At 52.6% G+C, this 22,249-nt stretch carries 25 protein-coding genes; 10 read left to right on the top strand and 15 right to left on the bottom strand.

Features of this window, described 5'->3' with window-relative positions:
* The first annotated feature begins 1 nt into the window (after position 1).
* The 3 genes from AKG43_RS01830 to AKG43_RS01820 are packed head-to-tail and all read left to right on the top strand — an operon-like array spanning position 2 to position 2,433.
* The gene (locus AKG43_RS01830; RefSeq protein WP_054598877.1) at positions 2–784 is read left to right on the top strand and encodes a ThiF family adenylyltransferase; all 783 of its coding nucleotides are present in this window, start codon (positions 2–4) and stop codon (positions 782–784) included.
* Positions 781–1,518, top strand: coding sequence for a hypothetical protein (locus AKG43_RS01825; protein WP_054598876.1), 738 nt, complete (start codon positions 781–783; stop codon positions 1,516–1,518). Before AKG43_RS01830 ends, AKG43_RS01825 begins: the two co-directional genes overlap by 4 nt.
* A gap of 12 nt (positions 1,519–1,530) precedes the next feature.
* Positions 1,531–2,433: a ScpA family protein gene (locus tag AKG43_RS01820; RefSeq protein WP_054598875.1), complete on the top strand. Its 903-nt coding sequence runs from the start codon at positions 1,531–1,533 to the stop codon at positions 2,431–2,433.
* Between the two features lie 197 nt (positions 2,434–2,630).
* On the opposite strand, the gene fabG is transcribed toward AKG43_RS01820, so the two are convergent.
* The 4 genes from fabG to AKG43_RS01800 all read right to left on the bottom strand — a co-directional run bounded on the left by fabG (position 2,631) and on the right by AKG43_RS01800 (position 6,886).
* Entirely contained in the window at positions 2,631–3,377 is a 747-nt protein-coding gene (gene fabG / locus AKG43_RS01815) for a 3-oxoacyl-ACP reductase FabG (RefSeq protein ID WP_054598874.1), read from the bottom strand.
* Between the two features lie 298 nt (positions 3,378–3,675).
* Positions 3,676–4,899, bottom strand: a complete 1,224-nt coding sequence (gene pncB / locus AKG43_RS01810; protein WP_054598873.1) for a nicotinate phosphoribosyltransferase — start codon at positions 4,897–4,899, stop codon at positions 3,676–3,678.
* A 181-nt stretch (positions 4,900–5,080) separates the two neighbouring features.
* Positions 5,081–5,866, bottom strand: coding sequence for a DeoR/GlpR family DNA-binding transcription regulator (locus tag AKG43_RS01805; protein WP_054598872.1), 786 nt, complete (start codon positions 5,864–5,866; stop codon positions 5,081–5,083).
* Between the two features lie 114 nt (positions 5,867–5,980).
* A complete protein-coding gene (locus AKG43_RS01800; RefSeq protein WP_054598871.1) occupies positions 5,981–6,886 on the bottom strand; it encodes a lysine exporter LysO family protein in 906 nt (301 codons plus the stop codon).
* 314 nt (positions 6,887–7,200) lie between these two features.
* Between AKG43_RS01800 and AKG43_RS01795 the strand changes: the two genes are divergently transcribed.
* Complete coding sequence (locus AKG43_RS01795) at positions 7,201–7,539, top strand: hypothetical protein (RefSeq protein ID WP_054598870.1); 339 nt, start codon at positions 7,201–7,203, stop codon at positions 7,537–7,539.
* An 88-nt stretch (positions 7,540–7,627) separates the two neighbouring features.
* Here AKG43_RS01795 and nth read toward each other — a convergent pair whose 3' ends face one another.
* From nth to hda, 6 genes are all read right to left on the bottom strand, one after another.
* Complete coding sequence (gene nth / locus AKG43_RS01790; protein ID WP_054598869.1) at positions 7,628–8,266, bottom strand: endonuclease III; 639 nt, start codon at positions 8,264–8,266, stop codon at positions 7,628–7,630.
* A 220-nt stretch (positions 8,267–8,486) separates the two neighbouring features.
* Positions 8,487–9,293 carry a sulfite exporter TauE/SafE family protein gene (locus tag AKG43_RS01785; protein WP_054598868.1) on the bottom strand — a complete coding sequence of 269 codons (807 nt, stop codon included), beginning with the start codon at positions 9,291–9,293 and terminating at the stop codon, positions 8,487–8,489.
* A 135-nt stretch (positions 9,294–9,428) separates the two neighbouring features.
* Complete coding sequence (gene pssA, locus AKG43_RS01780; RefSeq protein ID WP_054598867.1) at positions 9,429–10,184, bottom strand: CDP-diacylglycerol--serine O-phosphatidyltransferase; 756 nt, start codon at positions 10,182–10,184, stop codon at positions 9,429–9,431.
* Between the two features lie 146 nt (positions 10,185–10,330).
* On the bottom strand, positions 10,331–10,654 hold the full coding sequence (gene cutA, locus AKG43_RS01775; protein ID WP_054598866.1) for a divalent-cation tolerance protein CutA: 324 nt from the start codon (positions 10,652–10,654) through the stop codon (positions 10,331–10,333).
* An 11-nt stretch (positions 10,655–10,665) separates the two neighbouring features.
* Positions 10,666–11,334 (bottom strand): HAD family phosphatase, encoded by a 669-nt coding sequence (locus AKG43_RS01770; RefSeq protein WP_054598865.1) that lies wholly within the window; start codon positions 11,332–11,334, stop codon positions 10,666–10,668.
* The gene (gene hda / locus AKG43_RS01765) at positions 11,331–11,999 is read right to left on the bottom strand and encodes a DnaA regulatory inactivator Hda (protein WP_054598961.1); all 669 of its coding nucleotides are present in this window, start codon (positions 11,997–11,999) and stop codon (positions 11,331–11,333) included. Before hda ends, AKG43_RS01770 begins: the two co-directional genes overlap by 4 nt.
* 200 nt (positions 12,000–12,199) lie before the next feature.
* On the opposite strand from hda, the gene AKG43_RS01760 reads away from it, so the two are divergent.
* The 3 genes from AKG43_RS01760 (at position 12,200) to AKG43_RS12670 (ending at position 13,934) form a co-directional block, all read left to right on the top strand.
* Positions 12,200–12,850 carry a DedA family protein gene (locus AKG43_RS01760; protein WP_054598864.1) on the top strand — a complete coding sequence of 217 codons (651 nt, stop codon included), beginning with the start codon at positions 12,200–12,202 and terminating at the stop codon, positions 12,848–12,850.
* 184 nt (positions 12,851–13,034) lie between these two features.
* On the top strand, positions 13,035–13,766 hold the full coding sequence (locus tag AKG43_RS01755) for a phosphoadenylyl-sulfate reductase (RefSeq protein ID WP_054598960.1): 732 nt from the start codon (positions 13,035–13,037) through the stop codon (positions 13,764–13,766).
* Positions 13,767–13,781: 15 nt separating this feature from the next.
* Entirely contained in the window at positions 13,782–13,934 is a 153-nt protein-coding gene (locus tag AKG43_RS12670) for a hypothetical protein (protein ID WP_156300599.1), read from the top strand.
* 54 nt (positions 13,935–13,988) lie between these two features.
* Here the strand turns inward: AKG43_RS12670 and pth are convergent, their stop codons facing one another.
* The 4 genes from pth to AKG43_RS01735 form a co-directional block, all read right to left on the bottom strand.
* Positions 13,989–14,564 (bottom strand): aminoacyl-tRNA hydrolase, encoded by a 576-nt coding sequence (gene pth, locus AKG43_RS01750; RefSeq protein WP_054598863.1) that lies wholly within the window; start codon positions 14,562–14,564, stop codon positions 13,989–13,991.
* A gap of 113 nt (positions 14,565–14,677) precedes the next feature.
* A complete protein-coding gene (locus AKG43_RS01745; RefSeq protein WP_054598862.1) occupies positions 14,678–14,962 on the bottom strand; it encodes an RnfH family protein in 285 nt (94 codons plus the stop codon).
* Positions 14,955–15,386, bottom strand: coding sequence for a type II toxin-antitoxin system RatA family toxin (locus AKG43_RS01740; protein WP_054598861.1), 432 nt, complete (start codon positions 15,384–15,386; stop codon positions 14,955–14,957). Before AKG43_RS01740 ends, AKG43_RS01745 begins: the two co-directional genes overlap by 8 nt.
* 96 nt (positions 15,387–15,482) lie before the next feature.
* Positions 15,483–16,160 (bottom strand): sulfite exporter TauE/SafE family protein, encoded by a 678-nt coding sequence (locus tag AKG43_RS01735; protein ID WP_054598860.1) that lies wholly within the window; start codon positions 16,158–16,160, stop codon positions 15,483–15,485.
* Positions 16,161–16,468: 308 nt separating this feature from the next.
* On the opposite strand from AKG43_RS01735, the gene AKG43_RS01725 reads away from it, so the two are divergent.
* The 3 genes from AKG43_RS01725 (at position 16,469) to nagZ (ending at position 19,626) form a co-directional block, all read left to right on the top strand.
* A complete protein-coding gene (locus tag AKG43_RS01725; RefSeq protein WP_054598858.1) occupies positions 16,469–17,959 on the top strand; it encodes a DegQ family serine endoprotease in 1,491 nt (496 codons plus the stop codon).
* A 192-nt stretch (positions 17,960–18,151) separates the two neighbouring features.
* Entirely contained in the window at positions 18,152–18,496 is a 345-nt protein-coding gene (locus AKG43_RS01720) for a hypothetical protein (RefSeq protein WP_231718085.1), read from the top strand.
* Between the two features lie 44 nt (positions 18,497–18,540).
* Positions 18,541–19,626, top strand: a complete 1,086-nt coding sequence (gene nagZ, locus AKG43_RS01715) for a beta-N-acetylhexosaminidase (RefSeq protein ID WP_054598857.1) — start codon at positions 18,541–18,543, stop codon at positions 19,624–19,626.
* Between the two features lie 103 nt (positions 19,627–19,729).
* Here the strand turns inward: nagZ and AKG43_RS01710 are convergent, their stop codons facing one another.
* Positions 19,730–21,943 (bottom strand): bifunctional (p)ppGpp synthetase/guanosine-3',5'-bis(diphosphate) 3'-pyrophosphohydrolase, encoded by a 2,214-nt coding sequence (locus AKG43_RS01710; RefSeq protein ID WP_054598856.1) that lies wholly within the window; start codon positions 21,941–21,943, stop codon positions 19,730–19,732.
* Between the last annotated feature and the right edge of the window lie 306 nt (positions 21,944–22,249).

Raw genomic sequence — 22,249 nt, 5'->3', positions numbered from 1 at the left:
CATGTCCGAATCCCTTTCTAAACGCCGCTTCGGCGGCATTGCCCGCCTGTATGGCACCGAAGCCCTGCAACGCTTTCATCAAGCCCATGTATGCGTGGTGGGCGTCGGCGGTGTCGGCTCTTGGGCGGTAGAAGCACTCGCACGCACCGGCATCGGCCGTCTGACCTTGATTGATTTGGATAACGTGGCCGAATCCAACGTCAACCGCCAGCTTCCCGCGCTGACCTCCGAATTCGGCAAAGCCAAAGTCAGCTCGCTGCACGAACGCATCCTGCAAATCAACCCCGCCTGCCAAGTCACCGAAATCGAAGACTTCGTTACCGAAGAAAACCTCGACGAACTGTTCAGACGGCCTTTTGATTTTGTGATAGACGCCATCGACCAAGTGCGCGTCAAAGCAGCAATGGCGGCCTATTTCGTCCAACACAAACAACCTTTTATCCTCAGCGGCGGTGCAGGCGGACAGAAAAACCCCGCGCTGATTCAGACGGCCGATTTGAGCCGCGTAAGCCACGACCCGCTGCTCGCCAACCTGCGCTACACCTTGCGCAAACGCTACGGCTTTTCCCGCGACACCAAAGCCAAAATGAACGTACCCTGCGTGTTTTCCACCGAAAACATTACCCCGCCGCAATCAGGCGAAGCCTGCGCCGCCGATGCCGCCCCGCAAGGGTTGTCCTGCGCGGGCTACGGCGCGAGCATGTTGGTTACCGCCTCATTCGGCCTGTATTGTGCGCAGGCAGCTATCGACCATATTGCAGGCCGTCTGAAAGCACCGCTATGAAAACATTTTTTGCCCTCGCCGTTTTGCTCACCGTTAACTGCAACTGCGCGCTGGCAGAATTCGCCCAAATTATCGACTCAGACGGCCATACCAATATGCGGCAGGAACCTTCCGTAAAAAGCCCGATTATCGGCAAAGTACGCCACGGCGCATGGGTTTACACGCCCGAAGGCGACAGCTTAGACTCTCCAAGCAAAGACGGTTGGTATTACAGCTCATACCGCTACCCCAACGGCCAACAATTGGACGGTTGGATACACCAATCCCGCCTGCGCTTGGTCAGCAGCTATCCTGACATTCCCGTTACCACCCGCCCCGACGGATTCAGCTGCCTCAAAAACGGCACCGGACTCATGGTTTCCATGGGCAATTTCCCATACTTAGCCCATAAAAAAGAATTCACCGGCCACAATAACAAAGCCGGTTTAACGAAATACCGAGGCAAAAAAGTTTGGGGAACCGACGGCACGATTCCCCAAACCCATTACCGCAGCATCGTGTTTACCCGCAACGGAAAAAAACGTGCGGCAGACAAAGTATTATTCGAACACCTCTTCAACCCCTACTTCGACACAATCAGCGAACACCGCCACCGCTGCTTTTATAATGCCGCAGACGATACCTTCTTTCTGACTGCGCTCAACAGCGACGGCGCAGGTGTTTACGAAGCCCTGTTTATTTTCTCTCACGGCCGTCTGAAAACAGTCCACCCCTATTTGCACCCTGAAGTATAGGAAAGCCCCGATATGCCGCTTGCCGCCGATCAACAACCTTTGCAAACCGAAAACCCCAACGCCGTCGCATGGATTTTCGGCCAGCCCGTTACCGACGTGCCGCAGGATTTGTTTATCCCGCCCGACGCGCTCAAGGTGGTGCTGCACAGCTTTCAAGGGCCGCTGGATTTGCTGCTTTACCTGATCCGCAAGCAGAATATCGATGTGCTGGATATTCCGATGATTAAAATCACCGAGCAATATCTGCACTACATCGCCCAGATGGAAGCCTATCAGTTTGATTTGGCTGCGGAATATCTGCTGATGGCGGCGGTGCTGATTGAAATTAAATCGCGCCTGCTGCTGCCGCAACCGGCCGGCATCGAAGAAGGCGAAGAAGCCGATCCGCGCGCCGAGCTGGTGCGCCGCCTGCTGGCTTACGAACAAATGAAGCTCGCCGCCGCCGGTTTGGACGCCCTGCCCCGCGCCGGACGCGATTTCGCATGGGCTTATCTGCCGCTGGAAATCGCCGTCGAAGCCAAACTGCCCGATGTGCACGTTGCCGACCTCACGCAAGCATGGCTGAACATCCTTTCCCGTGCCAAACATACCCGCAGCCATGCCGTGGTACAGGAAGCGATTTCGGTGCGCGCCCAAATGAGCAGCATCTTGCGTCGCCTGAACGAACGCGGGCAATGCCGTTTTTCCGAGCTGTTCCATCCCGAACAAGGCATCGCTTATGTGGTGGTCAACTTTATCGCCTTGCTGGAATTGGCCAAAGAAGGCTTGGTGCGCATCATCCAGCCGGAAAGTTTTGCCGAAATTGATATCCGCCTGAAAGACGACGGTGTTGAAGTTTCCGAGCTGCCTGCACAGGAAGAGCCGGAAGAAGCGGCGGCTGATTCTTCTGAAGAAGATAACGATTTGATTGGATAAAACATCTTTTCCAAGCATGTAAGCCATACACGCAACGAGGCCGTCTGAAAATTTTCAGACGGCCTCGTCGGCATCAAGGCTAACCTTTTGCTGTTTTACATATAGTCAATCTGCTTAGTGAGTAACTTCTACGACCACTCGGGCTTGATCCAAGCATGATGTATGCACTTGCTCTCAAGCGGATTAACCACATGCCGTTAAGGCATCAACATACCGCCGTTCACATGCAGGGTTTGGCCGGTAATGTATTTGGCTTGGTCGCTGGCCAAAAACAGCACGGCATCGGCAATGTCTTGCGCTTCGCCAAACTTGCCCAATGACGTTTGCGCGGTAAACATTTTGCGGGTTTCTTCGGGCAGCGCGCGGGTCATGTCGGTGTCGATAAAGCCGGGGGCGACACAGTTCACGGTAATGCCGCGGCTGCCGACTTCGCGTGCCATCGATTTGGCAAAACCGATCAGGCCCGCTTTGGCTGCGGCATAGTTGGTTTGGCCTGCATTGCCCATGGTGCCGACCACGGAAGTAATGTTGATGATGCGGCCGCTGCGCTGTTTCATCATGCCGCGCAATACGGCTTTGCTGGCACGGAATACTGATTTCAGGTTAACCTGCATGATTTCGTCCCACTCTTCTTCTTTCATGCGCATCAGCAGATTGTCGCGGGTAATGCCGGCGTTGTTGACGAGAATATCGAGCTTGCCGAATTCCTGTTCGATGTCTGAAATCAGGTTTTCGATGCCGTTTTCATCGGCAGCATTCAAGGCGCGGCCTTTGCCGCCCCATTGTGCCAAGCGTTCGCCGATGGCTTGCGCGCCGCTTTCGCTGGTAGCGGTGCCGATAACGGTTGCGCCGGCTTGTGCCAATGTGTCGGCAATCGCCGCGCCGATGCCGCGCGATGCGCCGGTTACCAAAGCGATTTTGCCGCTCAAATCTTGTGAACTCATGATATTTCCTTTTTTGATCTGTTGAAATGTTCAGACGGCCTTCAAATGAAGCCTGTTTAAGTTTAATAAAGTCGGTTGGTTTTCAATCAGCACACGCCTTATATCACAAATAAAGACCTTTGCAAAACCGCCTGATTCGGGCGTTACGGCAGGGTTGCACACCTTCTGCCGCTGCGAATCCGGCATAAATAATTTTGAAAACAGGCTTGTACAGGCATAAAAATAGAGTGAACCATCTAAATATTTAATAGTGAGGCCGTCTGAAAAAATTTCAGACGGCCTCATCATGGTTAGACGGTTATGCCTTCTCAACCGGCTCAGGAATTTGAAACACCTGCCGCAAATAGGCGAGGAAGGTATTGTTGTCGGTCATGGTTTTGCCCGGGCTGTCGGAAAGTTTGGCAACCGATTGGCCGTTGCACTCCACCAGTTTCAACACGATATTCAGCGTGGTATGGCCTAAATCGTTGGTGAGATTGGTGCCGATACCGAAGCTGGTTTTGAAGCGGTCTTTAAAATATTGATGCAGCGCCCATGATTTTTCGATATTCAGGCCGTCTGAAAAGGTAAGCATTTTGGTGCGGCTGTCGATTTTGAGCTTTTTGTAGTGGGCATAGGCTTTGTCGCCCCAAACATAAGGATCGCCGCTGTCGTGGCGCAGGCCGTCGAACAGTTTGGCAAAGTAAAGGTCGAAATCGCGCAGGAAGGCATCCATGCCCACTACGTCGGTTAGGGCGATGCCGAGGTCGCCGCGGTATTCTTTTACCCATGCTTCCAGCGCGGCTTTCTGGAAATCGCGCAGGCGCACGTCTAAAGCCTGAAACGCTTGCAGGAACTCATGCGCCATCGTGCCGATGGGCGTGATGTCGAGCTTTTTGGCCAAATAAACGTTGCTGGTGCCGCGCACGATATCGGGTGCGGCGGCAAGCAGGGTGCGGACAACGTGTTCCTGCCAAGCCAAAGTATAGCGTCGGCGCGTGCCGAAATCGGAAATGAGAAACGGCGGGTCGTTGGGGTTTTGAATCTTGGCCAACTCTTTGAGACGTTCCGCTTTGGCTTGCAAACGGCGTTCGCCTTCTGCAAGCACTTCGGGCGTTTCGAGGCGGCGGAAATACAGCTCGTTCACCATGGCGAGAATGTAAATCTCGAAAAACATCGCCTGTATCATCGGGCCTTCGACTTTGATATTCAGACGGCCTTCATCGTCGGTGCTCACATTGACGAAACGGCGTTTAAGCTGAAAAAGCTCCAAATAATCAACGAAATCGCTTTTGATAAAACGCATGGAACGCAAATAATCCAACTCGTCCTGCGTGAATTTCAATTCGCACAGCCAATCCAATTCCTGCTCTAAATCGGCCTTGATGTCGGCGAGCGGATAAACGGTTTGGTCGTTGTTGCGGCAGCGGAATTCATACACACCGTGCGCTTGGGGAAATTGGTGCAGGATAACCTGCAACATGGTGAATTTATATAAATCGGTGTCGAGCAGCGATTGAATGATAGGAGCGTTCGGTTTCATGATAATCGTCTTGTGCCTTATCTGGTGGAGCCGGATTGCCATTAAACCATGTTTGACAAGCTTTGTGGCTTTTTGTTTCAGACGGCCTGCCGTTCATGCTCGGCCCACGCCGTTTCAATCGTGAAGAGAAATCCGGAAAACAAACTCCGAGCCAATCCTGCCACACGCCCCAACTACAGGCTTATTCTTCATCGATACCGCGTGCCGCCACATACCACTTCACGCCGGCGGCTTCGAGCTGTTTGCACATGGCTTCATCAGGCGTTTGGTCGGTAAACACGGCATCAAATTCGGTAATATCGCCCATACGCACCAAAGCGTTACGGCCGAACTTGCTGTGATCGACACCCAAATAACACATACGCGCATTGTGCATCATCGCCTGCATCACGCTCACTTCTTTATAGTCGAAATCAAGCAGAGAGCCGTCTGCATCCACGCCCGACGCACTCAAAACCGCATAATCGGTTTTGAACTGATTAATAAAATCAACCGTGGCCACGCCGGTTACGCCGCCGTCTATCGGGCGCACCACGCCGGAAGTGATGATAACCGTGTAATCGCTGCGGCCGGATACAATCGACGCCACATGGATGTTATTGGTAATGATGCACAAGCCTTTGCGCTTTTTCACCAAGGCCATGGCCACCGCCTCGATGGTTGTGCCGATACTCAAAAACAGCGAAGCATTATCGGGAATATGCTCGGCAATCAAATCGGCGATGTGGATTTTTTCGTTTTGCAGCTTGGTTTTCTGCGTATTTAAATCTTCGTTTTCCAAGCCTTCGCCCAAAGTGGCACCGCCGTGATAACGCCGCAAAATATTTTCTTCGCACAGCTGGTTGATGTCGCGGCGTATGGTTTGCGGCGTCACATCCAGCTGCCGTGCGAGCTGCTCGATTGGCATAAAGTTATATTCGCGGACTAAAGCAATGATTTTTTCGTGGCGTTGTATGCGGGGTGGCATGGCTTATTTAGACTGATAATTTGTTAAAATAATTTTACATCATAAACTTATGCGGCGCATTGTGCCAAATTCGGCGCAAGGGTGCAAGCGGCTGTTGGGGTGTCTGTATAAACCTCAAAACCGCATATTGGAAAACACCACCATCAGAAAAGGTGCAATCACATTCACGACAAAGCCGAAGCTGATGGCGAGCGGTACCACCTGCAAACCGCCCGAACTCTGAATCACCGGCAACGTAAAATCAAGGCTGGTCGCCCCGCCCGAGCCTACCGCCGCACAGGGATAGCCGCGCATCAATACGGGAATAAACACCAGCGCAAAAAACTCACGCGACAAATCGTTAAGCAAGGCAATGCTGCCCCACACCGGACCGTAAGCCTCAGTCATCACAATACCCGAAAGCGAATACCAACCGAACCCGGATGCCAACGCTAACCCCTTGCTCCACGATACTTCCGGCACCAATGCTGCAAACAATATGCCGCCCAGCAAAGAAGATACCGTAAACAGCACGCTGGTTTGCACACCTCTGCGGTTTACCAGCACCTGCCGCAGAGTGATGCCGCTGCTGCGCAACTGCACCCCCACCAGCAGCACCATCAGCATCAGGCAGTAATTGCCCGTGCTTTCGGGCGGCAACCACCATCCGGCCATAACTTTACCCAGCATAAAACCCGCCGCCACACACCCGAGCTGATTGATGCTGCCGGCGATACTGACCCGACTTTTCCTGCCGCCGCCCTGCGTTTGCTGCGGATAACGGCGGTCGAACCACATCAGCACCAGCAGATTCATGCCCATCACGCACGCAAAAAGCAAAGCCGCCGAGCCAACAATGGTATCAATCTGCCCGCCCAAATCCTCCACCCGCGACAACGATACGCCGATCAACAGCAAAATCGCATAAACCAGCCACACCAAAGCCTTGTCCACCAACCGCAAATACAGCTTGGGTACACTAATGAAAAAGCCGAGAAAAAGCGGAATTAATACAGAAAGTAAAGTAATCAGACTATCCATAAGCCGTTCATATCGTTATTTCAGACGGCCCGCAGCCTCATGAAACCCTGGGGCTTGTCGTCAGAGGCCGTCTGAACCGTGCCCGATTAAAGATGAAACCAATGAAAACAGCTGCCCGCTCAGGCATACGGGCACATCAGGCAAAAGGCAGAATTATACCCCAACCGCCCTACCCCGAGCAGTCTAAGCAGACTCTGCGCGGACAGTGTTATGCTATATCGAAATAAAATCTATTATAAACAATAAGTTATTTACAAATTTTTCATTTACCCGTATGATAAAGCGCATGTCTCAACCATTGTAGAAAGAAAACCATGAGCAATTGCAAAACACACCCCGATCACGAGCACGTTCACGGCAGCGGCTGCGGCCATACCGCCATCAAACACGGCGACCATGTAGATTACCTTCACGACGGCCATCTGCATCACGAACATAACGGCCACTACGACGAGCACAGCTTGGACGTAAACGAAACCAACCCCGACGGCTGCCGTCCCGTACACGACTGCGCCGGCCATGTTCACGGCCCCGATTGCGGCCACGAAGCCGTACCGCACGGCGACCACACCGACTACATCGTTAACGGCCGCCTGCATCATCAGCACGGCGACCATTGCGATGATCACGGTCCCATAGAAATCGTTAAATAATCATTTAACAAACGGCTCAAAACCGTTTATCGGAAATCAATAAAACAAGACCCTTGCACTCGCTGCAAGGGTCTTTTGTTTGCTCTTGTTATGCCGGAACGGTTTTGGCCGGATATTCACACAAATCATGAATCAAACACTTTTCGCACAAAGGCTTTTGTGCCTTACAAGTATAACGCCCGTGCAGAATCAGCCAGTGGTGCGCGTCTTGCAGAAACTCTTTGGGCACAAATTTCATCAACTTGTCTTCCACTTCGCGCACATTTTTACCCGGTGCGATTTTCGTGCGGTTCGATACGCGGAAAATATGCGTATCCACCGCCATCACAGGCTGGCCGAACGCCGTATTCAACACCACATTGGCCGTTTTGCGCCCCACCCCCGGCAAGGCTTCCAACGCCTCGCGGTCGGCCGGCACTTCGCCTTGATACTGCTCCAGCAGAATGCGGCAGGTTTCGATGATGTGTTTTGATTTGGTTTTATACAGGCCGATGGTTTTGGTGTATTCCATCACGCCTTCCAAGCCTAAATCCAACATCGCTTGCGGTGTGGGTGCGGCAGGAAACAGCTTGGCGGTTGCTTTGTTTACCCCTACATCGGTTGCCTGTGCCGACAGCAGCACTGCAATCAGCAGCTCGAAAGGGTTGTTGAAATTCAGCTCTGTTGTGGGATGCGGATTGGCCGCACGCAAACGCTCGAAGATTTCTTGGCGGATCTGTTTGTTCATATTGAGATTGTGGTTGTGTTTGTGTCGGGTATTTTTATGGGGCAAATGAACCGAAATGTTTCAGACGGCAGCGCATATTATATATCAAGGCCGTCTGAAAGCCATTTCAGACGGCCTCATGCAAGAAAACGCAATCCGATTAAAAATGCCGTTATGGTCAATCAACATGATTTAAGCACGGCATTGCTGCCCTGCGTTAAAAGCGAGTTGAGTAACCATATCAAATCAAACGCCACAACATTCTGCCGGCAATCACCAGCAGCAAAATACCGAATGCCAGCTTGAGTTTTTCGGGCGGGAGCTTGTGCGCAACTTTCACGCCCAAAGGCGCGCACAACACCGTTGCCACGCTCAACACCACCACCGCGGGCAGATACCAAAATCCAAACGAACCCTCCGGCAACCCGCTCACATTCCAGCCGGAATAAAGATAACCCACTGCACCGGCCACCGCAATCGGCCAAGCCAAACCTGCCGAAGTGCCTACCGCTTTGTGCACGGGCACATTGCAATACATTAAAAACGGCACCGACAAAGAACCGCCGCCAATGCCCACCCAGCTGGAAGCAATGCCGAACACCGTACCCACGCCGGTCAAACCCGCGCCGCCGGGCAACCCCCTCGAAGGCTTAGGCTTGGCATCGGCTAAGGTTTTCAGCGCGATAACCACCGTAAAGGCAACAAAGAAAACCTGCAAAGCACTATTGGAAATATGCTTGGCGATAAACGAACCGACCAGCACCCCGAAAATCATGCCCGGCGCCATGCGTTTTACCACTTGCCAATCCACCGCGCCTTTGCGGTTTTGCGCCATCATGCTGGAAAAAGTGGTAAACACCATAATCGCAAACGACGTACCCACCGCCAAATGCTGGGCATGGGCAATGTGTTCCATCCCCTGCATTTGAAGCACCCACAACACCACCGGCACGATAATCATACCGCCGCCCACGCCCAGCAGCCCGGCAATGAAACCGGAAAAACCACCTACTGCCAGCATGATGAGAATCAATTCAAAATCGAGCATATTTTCTTCTTTTCTTTGCAGACTATCGTTCAAACGCTTACTTGGGTTAACCCGGGCATGGCGTTTGAACCTTTATTAAGTTATCGACTGTATTATTTTTAAACAACAAATTGCTCTGAATGCAAACAAACGCTTTCAGACGGCCTTCTTGCGCTTTTTAAACCACCGCCAGGCAAACATCGCATAACCCGACAGGCTGTATCCCAAGAAAAACAGGAACAGCACCAACGAAGGTTCCCACGCCGCCACCGCCAGAATCAGCATAAAGATAATCATGGCGAAAAACGGCACTTTGCGGCGCACGTTGATTTCTTTAAAGCTCCAAAACGGAATCTGTACCACCATCGAAAGCCCGGCAAACAAAGTAATCAGCAAACACAACCATTGCACATAAGGCAAACGCTCGTAACTGTGGTTCACCCAAATCATGCCCACAATCAAAGCCGCCGCCGTGGGGCTGGGAATACCGATAAACCAGCGTTTGTCCACCCTCCCGATCAAGGTGTTGAACAATGCCAGCCGCAATGCCGCACACGCGCAGTAGATAAACGCAACCGAATAACCGATTTTGCCGAACTGCCACAGCTGCCATTTATAGGCAATCAAAGCGGGCGCCACGCCGAAGCTGACCATATCTGCCAAGCTGTCGAGCTGCTCGCCGAACGCGCTTTGGCTGTTGGTCCAACGCGCCACCCGTCCATCCATGCCGTCGAGCAGCATGGCGGTAAACACCGCAATCGCCGCCGTTTCATAATGCCCGTGCATGGCTTGGGTGATGGCGAAAAATGCGGCAAACAGCGCGGCAATGGTAAAAGAGTTGGGCAGCAGATAAATACTGTGCTTACGCAAAGACGCACGATGCCGCTGGGTTGGATTGGGCTGTATATCCATTGTGTTTCCGATAAGGCTGTTTCGAGAAATTAAAGCGTTTTACTGGTTGATAAGATTATTATAGCGAAGATACGCCGCAGATGAGACTAAAGCGCGGGGTGCGCGTACGTCGGATATGTCGGGCTGCCGAGCACCAAACGGCGGGCTTACAGGCCCAAACGCTCTTTCATCCAACGCAGATACGGCACGAAGCCTCTGCTTACCGGCTGCATCAGAATCTGCGGGCAGTCGTAGCTGTGGTTTTGCACAACGGTTTTTTCCACCGCTTTATAGTGGCAGCGGGCGGTTTTAATCACGATGCGGATTTCTTCGTCGCTGCACAGTTCGCCGTTCCACACATATTGGCTGCGGATGGTTTCGTATTGCACGCAGGCGGCGAGACGGTTTTCCAGCAGCAGACTGCCGATGCGTTCGGCTTCTTCGCGGTTGGGCGCGGTGGTTACGACAACAACAGGTTTGAATTGGGGCATTTCAGACGGCCTTATCGAAAATTCAGCACGGGCCAGCCTTTTTCTTCGGCTTCCTGCTGCAAGGTTTCATCGGGGTTGACGGCTACGGGGTCGCTCACCAAACGCAGCAGCGGCAAATCGTTTTTGGAATCGCTGTAAAAATAGGTTTTGCCGTAGCTTTCGAGCGTTTCGCCGCGTGCGGCCAGCCATTCGTTCAGGCGGGTGATTTTGCCTTCTTTCAGGCTGGGCGTGCCGACGTACAGACCGGTATAGCGGCCGTCCGAACCGGTTTCGAGCTGCGTGCCGATAATGTTTTCAATGCCGAACATATGGCAAATCGGGGTGATGATAAATTCGTTGGTGGAAGAAATCACCAGCAGCTCGTCGCCTGCATCGCGGTGGCTCTGCACCAGCATTCTGGCCATCGGCGAGATGTGCGGGGCGATAAATTCGGCGGTAAATTCGCGGTGCATTTCGGCCAGCTCTTCTTTGCTGAAGCGGCTTAAAGGTTCGAGATGGAATTTAAGAAACTCGTCGATGTCCAAACAGCCGTTTTGGTAGTCGCGGTAAAACTTGTCGTTTTGGGCGCGGGTGTGTTCGACATCGACCACGCCTTTTTTCATTAAGTATTGCGGCCAAGAATGGTCGGAATCGGTGTTGATCAAGGTGTTGTCCAAATCGAAAATGGCGAGGTTTTTCATTCTGTTTCCTGTTGTTTTAAGAGTTGGCGCAGCAGCGGCAGGGTGATGCGTTTGCCCATCATTACGGCGTAGTTGTCGAGCGTGTCGAGCATCTGCATCAGGCTGTCCATATCGCGCCGCCAGTGGTTGAGCAGGTATTGGAAGATTTCCGGTTCTACGGTTAATTGTCGTGCCACCGCCATGCTCACTAATGCATTGATTTTTTCTTGGTCATTCAAAGGTTTGACATCGTAAACCAAACAATAGCCCATGCGTGTACGCAAGTCTTCGCGGATCACCAGTTGCGGCGGCGGCACGTCGGCACTCAGCAACAGAAAGCCGTGTTTGCTGTTGCGGAAGCGGTTGAAGGCTTCAAACAAGACCGCCTGCTCGCCGTCGTTGAGTTTGTCGACCTGATCCACCGCCAGATAGTCAGCTTCGAGCACTTGGTCGGTCAGCGGCGTGCAGGCGGCGTCGATATAAACGGCGTTGTGCCCCGCCTGCAATGCCTGCGCCACCCAAGCCTGCAAAAGATGGCTTTTGCCGGAACCCTGCTGCCCCCAAACGTAAATAAACTGCCCGTGCTGCTGTTGCAAAACGTGCAGAAGTTCGGCGTTCGACGTGCCTAAAAATTTGTCGAACGAAGGGTAATCGCGGGCGGCAAAATCAAAAATAAGCTGGTTCACGGAAACGGTTTTCAAACGGCTTTCAGACGGCACATTGTACGTTGTTTCAACAAACGGCAGCAAGCTGCGGCAAGCGTTTGGCAGGATTTAAAGTTTTCACTTAAAATGGCGAACTTTATACTTGTCGGGCCGTCTGAAACCTTTAAATTTAGATATTTGTTCAGACGGCCTTTGTGCCCATTTTTCCGAAAGCACGCCCGATGGAATTTATTTCAGCCATTATCGACTTTATCCTGCATATCGACCAACACCTTACCGAGCTGGCCGCCCAATACGGCGTGTGGATTTACGCCATTCTGTTTCTGATTATTTTCTGCGAAACGGGGCTGGTGGTTACGCCGTTTCTGCCCGGCGATTCGCTGCTGTTTGCCGCCGGCGGCATTGCGGCCATCGGTGAAATGAATATCCATGTGATGGTGGCGTTGCTGATTACCTCGGCCATCATCGGCGACGCGGTGAACTTTATGATCGGCAAATACTTCGGTGCCAAGCTGTTTGCCAACCCCGATTCCAAAATCTTCAAACGCAGCTATCTCGACAAAACCCACAAGTTTTACGAAAAATACGGCGGCAAAACCATCATCATCGCCCGCTTCGTGCCCATCGTGCGCACCTTTGCGCCGTTTGTGGCGGGCATGGCGAACATGCACTACGGCCGCTTTATCCGCTTCAACGTAATCGGTGCGGTTTTGTGGGTGGTGCTGTTTTCCTACGCGGGCTATTTCTTCGCCAATATTCCGGTGGTGAAAAACAATCTGGGCTTGGTGCTGGGCGCGATTATCGTGATTTCGGTGCTGCCCGGCGTGATTGAAATCATCCGTGCCAAACGTGCAGGCAAACGCGGCGGATAAAGCACCAAGCATTTACAATATAGTTAAGAAACCTTAGAGGCCGTCTGAAACATCATTTTCAGACGGCCTCTTTCATTTGGTTATAAACAAATAAACAAACATTCCTTTTATGGCCTGCGGCGGCAGGCGCACAATATCAGTCGGCATTAAACGCACAGTTCAAACACACGAAACCCATACCGCTATGTCTCTACACACTCCCAAATTCTGGCAAATCCCCGCCCCCGACCCAACCCGATCAGGCCGTCTGAAATCATTGGAAAACACACTCGGCGAACGTCTGCACGAGATTGCCGCGCGTTTTCCGCATGCCGTTTTAGCCTCCAGCCTCGCCGTAGAAGATATGGTGATTGCAGACATGATAGGCCGTCTGAAACTGCCGCTGCGCATCATCACGCTCGACACGGGCAAGCTCAACCCGGAAACCTCGGCCTTAATCGGCGAAACCAATATACGCTATCCGTTTGAAATCGAAGTGTTCCGCCCCGATGCCGAAGCTGCCGCCGCATTCGAGCGCACGTTCGGCCAAGCCGCCATGTATGAAAGCGTGGACTTGCGCCGCCAATGCTGCCACATCCGCAAAATCGAACCGCTCAACCGCGCTCTCGCCCAAGCACCGGCATGGTTAACCGGACAGCGGCGCAGCCAGTCCGATACCCGCAGCGGGTTGGATTTTGAAGAGTTCGACGGCGCACGCGGTATTGCCAAGTTCAATCCTATTTTCGACTGGGAAGAAGCCGACGTTTGGGCTTACGCACACGCGCATAATGTGCCGCTGAACGCACTTTACCGCTGCGGCTACCCCAGCATAGGCTGCGAACCCTGCACCCGCCCCGTGAAACTGGGCGAAAACATCCGTGCGGGGCGTTGGTGGTGGGAAAGCAGCGACAGCAAAGAATGCGGGCTGCACAAATAAGGTTGTCGCACCTGCTTGTTTCGCGTGGATTGGATAGAGAAGAATGAAAACGCGTATTTGAGGCCGTCTGAAAGCGAGCTTGTGGGCTTCGCTAAAACACACCTTCCCGACGGCCAACATCTTGCGGCGGGGCGGATTACCTATCCGCCCGCATGTGATTTTCAGTAACGGAACATTGAAACCAATATTTTAGTTACCAACTGATTTCAAAAAGCTTTCACATTACTTGCTGTGAAGAAAACGAGTGGCTTCTTCCCATTGCCCCGACAACACCAGCGGCAAGCCCTGTATGGATTTGGCGATGGCATCGTCTATCGCCTGCCGGTCTTCGGCGCTGGGCTTGTTAAGCACATAACCCACCACCAGATTGCGGTCGCCGGGATGGTCGATGCCCAAACGCAGCCGGTAAAAGCCGGGCGTGCCCAGTCTGGCTTGAATGTCTTTCAGGCCGTTGTGGCCGCCGTTGCCGCCGCCGAGCTTGAAGCGGATGCGCCCGCAAGGGATGTCCAATTCGTCGTGTACCACCAAAATTTCTTCCGGCTTGATTTTGTAAAACGATACCAATGCCGCCACCGCCTGACCGGAGCGGTTCATAAACGTATTCGGTTTCAGCAGCCATATTTCGCCTTCGGGGCGGGTAACACGCGCCACTTCGCCGAAAAATTTTTTCTCTTCCTTCAAGCGGGCGTTCCATGCCCAAGCCAATTCGTCTATCAGCCAAAATCCGGCATTGTGGCGCGTGTGGGTGTATTCCGCGCCGGGGTTGCCCAGCCCGACGATTAATTTGATTTCCGACATTTTATCTTTCCATATTTATGGCCGTCTGAAATTTCAGACGGCCTGATGTATCTTCTGATTCGCCTATTTATTTAATATCAAAAAAGCACAGCCGCCATATCGCCAAACACGGCTCAATCGGCTTCTTTATTATTCCGCACGCGCAAACGGCGGGCTTCTTTGGGATCAATCAACAGCGGACGGTACACTTCCACGCGGTCTTTATCGCGCAACACCGTATCGTCTTTCACCGCTTTGCCGAAAATACCCAACGGCGCATTGTGCACGTCTGCTTCGGGAAACTCTTCGGCAATGCGGCTCTGCAACACCGCCTCGCGCGCGGTTGTGCCGTCTGAAACGGAAAGACGCTGCAACAGCTGCTTATCTGCCGTGCCGTACACAATTTCAATTTCAACCATAGCGGCGGTCTGCCTCTTTAACGAATGCGTCCACCAGCGTGCGCGAAAGGTGGCTGAACACCGGCGAAATCAGTGCGGAAAGCAGGCTGCTGGAAAAATCGTATTGCAGTTTGAATTCGATTTTGCAGGCATCGTCGCCCACGGGAATAAACTTCCATGTGCCTTGCAGGGTTTTGAACGGCCCTTCGAGCAAGTTCATACGGATTTCGCGCCCCGGCACGTTGTGGTTGTGCGTGGCGAAAGACTGCTGAACTTTCATATAGTCCATAAATAAACGCGCTTTCAGCTCGTTGCCGCTGCGCTCGATGATTTCGGTTTTGCTGTACCACGGCAGAAACTGCGGATAATCTTCCACCCTATCCACCAGCTCGAACATCTGCTCGGCACTGTGCAGCACCAACATATTTTTTTCTACGGTTTTCATACGGTTTTGTACGCGCTAAAAGGCGGCATTATAACAAATAAAACTGCCGGCCAACTTGCCCGTCCTGCATGCCCATCTCTTCCCAGCCCATACTTTTCAGACGGCCGTCTGAAAAAACACCGCCAACTGCCACACCGCCCATGCCGATACGGTCAAACCCGCGCACAAACGCACCGTTTTATGTTGCAGCCACGCTTTCAACTGCGCCGCGAAAAAGCCCATCGCCAGCAGGTTGGGCAGCGTACCCAATGCAAAAGCCAGCATATACATGCCGCCCTGCGACGCGCTGCCGCTGCCCAACGCATACAGCGACGCGCTGTACACCAAACCGCACGGCAGCCAGCCCCACAACATGCCCACGGCAAAACAGGCCGGCACGCTGCGTATCGGCAGCAGCTTATTCAGCAGCGGGTTCAAACGCTTCCACACCGGCCTGCCCACTGCCTCCACTTTCACCACTAAGGCCGACAAACCGGCAAGATACAGCCCCAACAGCAACAGCAGCACATTCGCCGCCACAAACAAACCGTTTTGCAGCCACCGCGTTTCATCCAACGAAATCCCCACCTGCCCCAGCAAACCGAGCAGCACGCCGATCAGCACATAACTGCTGATCCGCCCCGCATTCAGCAGCACAATCAGCCAAAAGCGGTTGATATGCGGCGGCAACTGCAAGGCAAACGCGCTGCTCAACCCGCCGCACATGCCCACGCAATGCCCGCCGCCGAAAAAGCCGATAAGAAACAAAGTCAAAAAAGTGATGTCGCCGTTCATAAACCATACCGGTAAAAAGCAGAAACAGAGATACCCGGCAGCGCCGGCCATCCCAACCGGAAAACATATTCATATTATTGTAACAACATTGCCGCGCACTGCCGATTGCTTCATTTCCAACGGCATGTTTCCCGCATTTTTTCCACAAACCGCACGGCATGCTACGGCATATCGCAAGAAAGTGTGAAAAACTGTAAAAACATCTGCTTAAATGGAATATATGCACTTGTTTTCACCGTGCAGGGACCTATATTTTCGTTTACAATCACACCATTGAAACTTAACGAATCTGTTTAAAAGGAAACACTGTGAACAAAACGCCAAAATACATTGCCTTGGTGCTTGCTTCTGCATTGGTCTTAAACGGCTGCGATAAAGTGGACAGCTTTTTCGGCAAGCAAGACGAGCCGCAAAAGGATTTGGTACAAAAAGTAGAAACGCAAACCGACAGCGGCAAAGTAGAAATGCTGCTGCCCGACTTTACCAAACTGGTCGAACAGGAAGGCCAAACGGTAGTCAATATTCAAGCCCTCCAAGCCCCCCGCGCAGGCCGCAGCAACGACAATATGGACTTGAACCAGTTTCCCGACAACGATCCGTTTTACGAATTTTTCAAACGCCTCGTACCCAACCTGCCCGACATTCCCGAGCAGGAAGACGACACCGAACTGCATTTCGGCTCGGGCTTCATCATCAGCCCCGACGGCTACATCCTAACCAATACCCATGTGGTCGGCGGCATGAGCAACATCAAAGTGCTGCTCAACGATAAACGCGAATACACCGCCAAATTAATCGGCTCCGACGTGCAATCCGATGTAGCCTTGTTGAAAATCGACGCCGAAAACCTGCCCGTCATCAAAGTCGGCAATGCCAAAGACCTTAAACCCGGCGAATGGGTGGCCGCCATCGGTGCGCCTTTCGGCTTCGACAACAGCGTTACCGCAGGCATCGTGTCGGCCAAAGGACGCAGCCTGCCCAACGAAAACTACACGCCGTTCATCCAAACCGACGTTGCCATCAACCCCGGCAATTCGGGCGGCCCGCTGTTTAACCTGAAAGGTCAGGTTGTCGGCATCAATTCGCAGATTTACAGCCGCAGCGGCGGATTTATGGGTATTTCGTTTGCCATTCCGATTGACGTAGCCATGAACGTGGCCGAACAGCTCAAAGCCGGCGGAAAAGTACAGCGCGGCCAACTCGGCGTGATTATTCAAGAAGTTTCCTATAATCTGGCCAAATCGTTCGGCCTTGAAAAAGCCTCCGGCGCATTAATTACCCGCGTGCTGCCCAACAGCCCCGCCCTGAAAGCAGGTTTGCAGTCCGGCGACATCGTGCGCAGCGTAAACGGAGAGGAAGTCCGCCAATCCAGCGACCTGCCCGTAATGGTCGGCGCGATTGCCCCGGGCAAGGAAGTCACACTCAATGTTTGGCGCAAAGGTAAAGAGCAACAAATCAAAGTGATACTCGGTGCCAGCGGTAACGACACCGAAACGAGCAACGCAGGCAACAACGATCCGATGTTTTCTACCGACGGCCAAGCCTTTGCGGTTGAAGCGGTGGGTCTAACCATGAAAGTGCGCACATCCAACACCGGCAAACGCTTGGTGGTGGTTAAAGCCGAAGGTCCCGCCGAGCGTGCCGGCTTGAGACGGGGCGACGAAATCGTTACCGTGAACCATCTCAACGTAGAAGACGAAGCCACATTGAAAAGCGCGCTGGAAGGCGCGGGAAAAAATATTCCGCTGTTGGTGGAACGAAACGGCGATACCATTTTTATGGCTTTAACCCTGCCGTAAAACCAAGCGTAAGTCTTTGCCGTTCAGGCGTTTACACCTTTTTTCAGACGGCCTCTTGAGGCCGTCTGAAATCTTTTGGCGCAACTCTTTTTGGAAAGTAGCGCAACCATGTCTGCCAACCCCGGCATTCTTTCCCATGTATCGCTCGGCACCAACCGTTTTGAAGAAGCGGTGGCGTTTTAAGACAGAGTGTTGGCTAAGCTCGGCATCGGGCGGGTTTTGGATTTAAGCGAACACCGAGCCGTGGCTTACGGTCGCGTCTATCCCGAATTTTGGATTCAAGCTCCGCACGACAGACAACACGCACAAACCGCCAACGGCGCACCCGGCCCGCGCCCGCATTACGGCAAAAGTATTACTGCTGCTTTGTGCGCGATTTGGACAGCCACAAAATCGAAGCGATGGCTTGGCTTGCCGCGTAAAACGGCTGATGCTAGGTTAAGGCCGTCTGAAAACCCTTTTTTTCAGACGGCCTATCTATATAAACGCCACACTATCGATCACATGCCTACTGCCTGCCGTTTCAGTCTTGTATAATCTTTTCTTTTCCGCACCACCTTCCCTATTTGTTGAGAAAACTTATGACCAAACCCATTATCCCGCGCGGCCCCGTGATGGCCGATGTCCACGCCTTCCGTCTCACCGACGAAGAAAAACAACGCCTGCTCGACCCTGCCGTCGGCGGCGTGATTTTGTTCCGCCGCAATTTTGAAAACGTTGCCCAACTCAAAGAATTGGTAAGAGAAATCAAAGCATTGCGCTCGCCCGAACTGATTATCGCCGTCGATCACGAAGGCGGACGCGTGCAGCGGTTTATCGACGGCTTTACCCGCTTGCCCGCCATGAATGTGCTCGGCGAAATTTGGGATACGCAAAGCCCCGAAGCGGCCAAAGCGCAGGCCGAGCAAGTGGGTTGGGTGTTGGCAACCGAATTGAGCGCGTGCGGCGTGGATTTGTCGTTTACGCCCGTGCTGGATTTGAACTGGGGACAATGTGCCGTGATCGGCAACCGCAGCTTCCACGGCAAGGCCGAAATCGTTACCGAGCTGGCGCTGGCTTTGCAGAAAGGCTTGAACAAAGGCGGTATGAAATCGTGCGGCAAACACTTCCCCGGCCACGGTTTTGTCGAAGGTGACAGCCATCATGTTTTGCCGCAAGACGACCGCAGTTTGAGCGAATTGGAAGCCGCCGACATCGTGCCCTTCCGCCGCATGAGCGCGGCAGGCATGGCGGCCGTGATGCCCGCGCATGTGGTTTACCCGCAAGTCGACAGTCAACCAGCGGGATTTTCGGCCAAATGGCTGAAAGATATTCTGCGTGAAGACATCGGTTTCAACGGCATGATTTTTTCAGACGACCTCACCATGGAAGGCGCGTGCGGAGCGGGCGGCATCAAAGAGCGGGCAAAATTATCGTTTGATGCCGGCTGCGACATCGTGCTGGTGTGCAACCGCCCCGATTTGGTCGATGAATTGCGCGAGGGTTTTGTGATTCCATCCAACCCCGCATTGGCCGACCGCTGGCAATACATGGCCAATACCCTGCCCGCCGAACAAGCCGCCGCCGTAATGGAAACGCCCGAATTCAAAGCTGCCCAAGCCGCTACTGCCAAACTGGCCACGCCGAAAGATGTTGCCGGCGGCGTGAAAGTGGGCGAAGCGTTTTAGCAACTTCGTCTTTCAAACACAAACAAACACCCCGCCCGATTGGCTGAAAAGCTGATCAGACGGGGTGTTTAGATCATTTCAGACGGCCTGAACTTAGCGGTTTCTATAACCGGGTTACACTCAACACACCTTTAACTTCGGAAAGGCTGGCTAAAACACGCGGTAAATCATTTACTTGCCGCACTTCCAGCGTGAACCGCATACTGGCTTCCAAATCGCGGCTTTGGGTTTGTACGGCGGTAACATTCAGTTTATGGCGTGCCAAGGTGTCGGAAACATCGCGCAGCAGGCCGCCGCGGTCTTGGGCGCGGATTTCTATATCTACGGCAAACACTTGGCCTTCTTGTGTTTGTGCCCAGCTTGCACTCAACACTTTATCGGGCGATTGTTCGGCAAGATGTTGGAACGAGGGGCAGTTGCTGCGGTGCACAGATATACCGCGTTCGCGGGTAACGAAGCCGACAATTTCATCGGGCGGTGCGGGTTTGCAGCATTTGGCCAATGTGGTCATCAAGCCGTCTTCACCGTCGATCAATATGCCGTTTTTGCCGCCTTTTTTGATTTTAGACTGCTTGACGATGGTGGTTTCGTTCAAAGGTGCAGGAGGCGGTTCAACCAATGTGCCGCATGCTTTCTGCAGCGCGCGGGGGGAAATTTCACCTTGACCGACGGCGGTGTATAAATCGTCGATTTTCTTAAAGCCGAGTTTTTCAGATAAATCTTGGAGATTGGGCTTGCAGGATACTTTCGCAAGCTGTTTTTCCAATTGGCTGCGTCCGTTTTCGCGCACGGCATCGGCGTTCTGCTGGCGGATAAAGGCGCGTATTTTGCTGATGGCTTTGCTGGACTTTACCCAACCTTCATACAACCAGTTAACGGAAGGTTTACCTTCTTTGGCCGTAATGATTTCTACACGCTGGCCGTTTTCAAGCTGAGTGGAAAGCGGCACGATTTGGCCTTCGACCTTGGCGCCGCGACAACGGTCGCCGATGCTGCTGTGCAAAGCGTAGGCGAAATCGATGGGCGTGGAACCGTTAGGGAGCGAAAGCACTTTTCCGTGCGGAGTCAACACATATATCGTGTCGTTAAACAGCTCGGTGCGGAAGGCACCTGCTAAATCCTCACGGTCGTGGTCGGCCATGTTTTCGCGCCAATCGAGCAGTTGGCGCAACCAAGCGATTTTTTGCTCGTAGGCATTGTCGCCGCGCCCGCCTTCTTTATAACGCCAGTGAGCGGCCACGCCGAATTCGTTGAATTGATGCATATCGAAGGTGCGTATCTGTACTTCGACGCCTTTGTCTTCGGGGCCCACAACAACAGTATGCAGGCTTTTGTAGCCGTTTCCCTTGGGCTGGGCGATATAGTCGTCGAATTCCCCCGGAATCGGCTGCCACATGCTGTGTACAATCCCCAGTGTGGTATAGCATTCGGGAATAGTGTCCACCAAAATACGGACGGCACGGATATCATACAAACCGTCGAACCCGATTTTTTTCTTAACCATTTTGCGGTAAATCGAATAAATATGCTTCGGGCGGCCGGCCACATCATAATGAATGCCGTATTTGTCTAACTCATTTCGCAGCGCTTGAAGAAAATGCTCGATATATTCCAGCCGTTCGGTGCGCTTTTCATCGAGCAGGCGGGCGATTTCTTTGTATTGTTCGGGGTTTTGATGGCGGAAGCCCAAATCTTCGAGCTGCCATTTGAGTTGCCATACGCCCAAACGGTTAGCGAGCGGAGCGAATATATCCAGCGTTTCTTTGGCCAATGCCCTTTTTTCTTCACTGTCGGGCAGCGTGCCGATAAACTGCATGGTGCGGGTACGCAGGGCAAGTTTAATCAGCACAACGCGGATGTCGCTAACCATTGCCAACAGCATTTTGCGCATGGTTTCTGCTTGTTGGGCGCGTTCTTCCGGCGTGGCGAGACTGTCAACGCGGGCGAAATGGGTGAGTTTCTGTACTTCGTCTATGCCTTTCACCAAATTGGCAACGGTGGCATTGCATTTTTCGGCAACCGTTTCCTGCCATTCGGGGCAGTAAGAAGAAATTTCAGTCAAGATAGTGGCGGCAACAGCTTCAGGCAGCAAGTCCATATCGGCAACCATTTGCGCCGCGCCTAAGAAATTACTCATTAAAGGCTCGCCGTTGGCAGTAAACCCGTCAACGGGATAACATTCTTCCGCCAATTTGCGGGTGTTGAGCAGCAGTTGGGCATCACGTTCATTGAGTTTGGCAACGTATTCGTTAAACCATTTATAGTAAGCATTGAGATCCGGTGCGATGCTGCTGGGTGCTTGTGCGATGTGTGTCATTGCTTTCCCCGATAAGTCCGATATGTAACGGCTATTGTATAGCGGATTCAAATTTGACGTACAACTTTCCAAGCAGAAAAAATCCGTGATCGACAACATGTCGGCTTAAAACATATTAAGGCCGTATCGTTCTGAGCCGACACCCAAAATCACTTGTTTCGGCTCAAGCAAAAGCTGTTTTACACAAAATGTAAACAATCCGATCGCTCAACCAAATCTCAGTTTTTTGTTTCAGATGCAGCCTTCAATTATCCAAATATCTTATTTTATTGTGATTTTTATTATAAAAATAATAAACATATTTAA

The sequence above is a fragment of the Neisseria sp. 74A18 genome (genome assembly GCF_001308005.1).
GTDB lineage: Bacteria > Pseudomonadota > Gammaproteobacteria > Burkholderiales > Neisseriaceae > Neisseria > Neisseria dumasiana.
Note: the sequence above shows the minus strand (reverse complement) of the source record. Positions and strands in the feature narration are given on the sequence as shown.

What these genes read in the sequence shown, in the direction of transcription:
- AKG43_RS01830 (WP_054598877.1), top strand. Translation starts at nt 2, where the DNA reads ATGTCCGAATCCCTTTCTAAACGCCGCTTCGGCGGCATTGCCCGCCTG.
- AKG43_RS01825 (WP_054598876.1), top strand. Translation starts at nt 781, where the DNA reads ATGAAAACATTTTTTGCCCTCGCCGTTTTGCTCACCGTTAACTGCAAC.
- AKG43_RS01820 (WP_054598875.1), top strand. Translation starts at nt 1,531, where the DNA reads ATGCCGCTTGCCGCCGATCAACAACCTTTGCAAACCGAAAACCCCAAC.
- fabG (WP_054598874.1), bottom strand. Translation starts at nt 3,377, where the DNA reads ATGAGTTCACAAGATTTGAGCGGCAAAATCGCTTTGGTAACCGGCGCA.
- pncB (WP_054598873.1), bottom strand. Translation starts at nt 4,899, where the DNA reads ATGAAACCGAACGCTCCTATCATTCAATCGCTGCTCGACACCGATTTA.
- AKG43_RS01805 (WP_054598872.1), bottom strand. Translation starts at nt 5,866, where the DNA reads ATGCCACCCCGCATACAACGCCACGAAAAAATCATTGCTTTAGTCCGC.
- AKG43_RS01800 (WP_054598871.1), bottom strand. Translation starts at nt 6,886, where the DNA reads ATGGATAGTCTGATTACTTTACTTTCTGTATTAATTCCGCTTTTTCTC.
- AKG43_RS01795 (WP_054598870.1), top strand. Translation starts at nt 7,201, where the DNA reads ATGAGCAATTGCAAAACACACCCCGATCACGAGCACGTTCACGGCAGC.
- nth (WP_054598869.1), bottom strand. Translation starts at nt 8,266, where the DNA reads ATGAACAAACAGATCCGCCAAGAAATCTTCGAGCGTTTGCGTGCGGCC.
- AKG43_RS01785 (WP_054598868.1), bottom strand. Translation starts at nt 9,293, where the DNA reads ATGCTCGATTTTGAATTGATTCTCATCATGCTGGCAGTAGGTGGTTTT.
- pssA (WP_054598867.1), bottom strand. Translation starts at nt 10,184, where the DNA reads ATGGATATACAGCCCAATCCAACCCAGCGGCATCGTGCGTCTTTGCGT.
- cutA (WP_054598866.1), bottom strand. Translation starts at nt 10,654, where the DNA reads ATGCCCCAATTCAAACCTGTTGTTGTCGTAACCACCGCGCCCAACCGC.
- AKG43_RS01770 (WP_054598865.1), bottom strand. Translation starts at nt 11,334, where the DNA reads ATGAAAAACCTCGCCATTTTCGATTTGGACAACACCTTGATCAACACC.
- AKG43_RS01760 (WP_054598864.1), top strand. Translation starts at nt 12,200, where the DNA reads ATGGAATTTATTTCAGCCATTATCGACTTTATCCTGCATATCGACCAA.
- AKG43_RS01755 (WP_054598960.1), top strand. Translation starts at nt 13,035, where the DNA reads ATGTCTCTACACACTCCCAAATTCTGGCAAATCCCCGCCCCCGACCCA.
- pth (WP_054598863.1), bottom strand. Translation starts at nt 14,564, where the DNA reads ATGTCGGAAATCAAATTAATCGTCGGGCTGGGCAACCCCGGCGCGGAA.
- AKG43_RS01745 (WP_054598862.1), bottom strand. Translation starts at nt 14,962, where the DNA reads ATGGTTGAAATTGAAATTGTGTACGGCACGGCAGATAAGCAGCTGTTG.
- AKG43_RS01740 (WP_054598861.1), bottom strand. Translation starts at nt 15,386, where the DNA reads ATGAAAACCGTAGAAAAAAATATGTTGGTGCTGCACAGTGCCGAGCAG.
- AKG43_RS01735 (WP_054598860.1), bottom strand. Translation starts at nt 16,160, where the DNA reads ATGAACGGCGACATCACTTTTTTGACTTTGTTTCTTATCGGCTTTTTC.
- nagZ (WP_054598857.1), top strand. Translation starts at nt 18,541, where the DNA reads ATGACCAAACCCATTATCCCGCGCGGCCCCGTGATGGCCGATGTCCAC.
- AKG43_RS01710 (WP_054598856.1), bottom strand. Translation starts at nt 21,943, where the DNA reads ATGACACACATCGCACAAGCACCCAGCAGCATCGCACCGGATCTCAAT.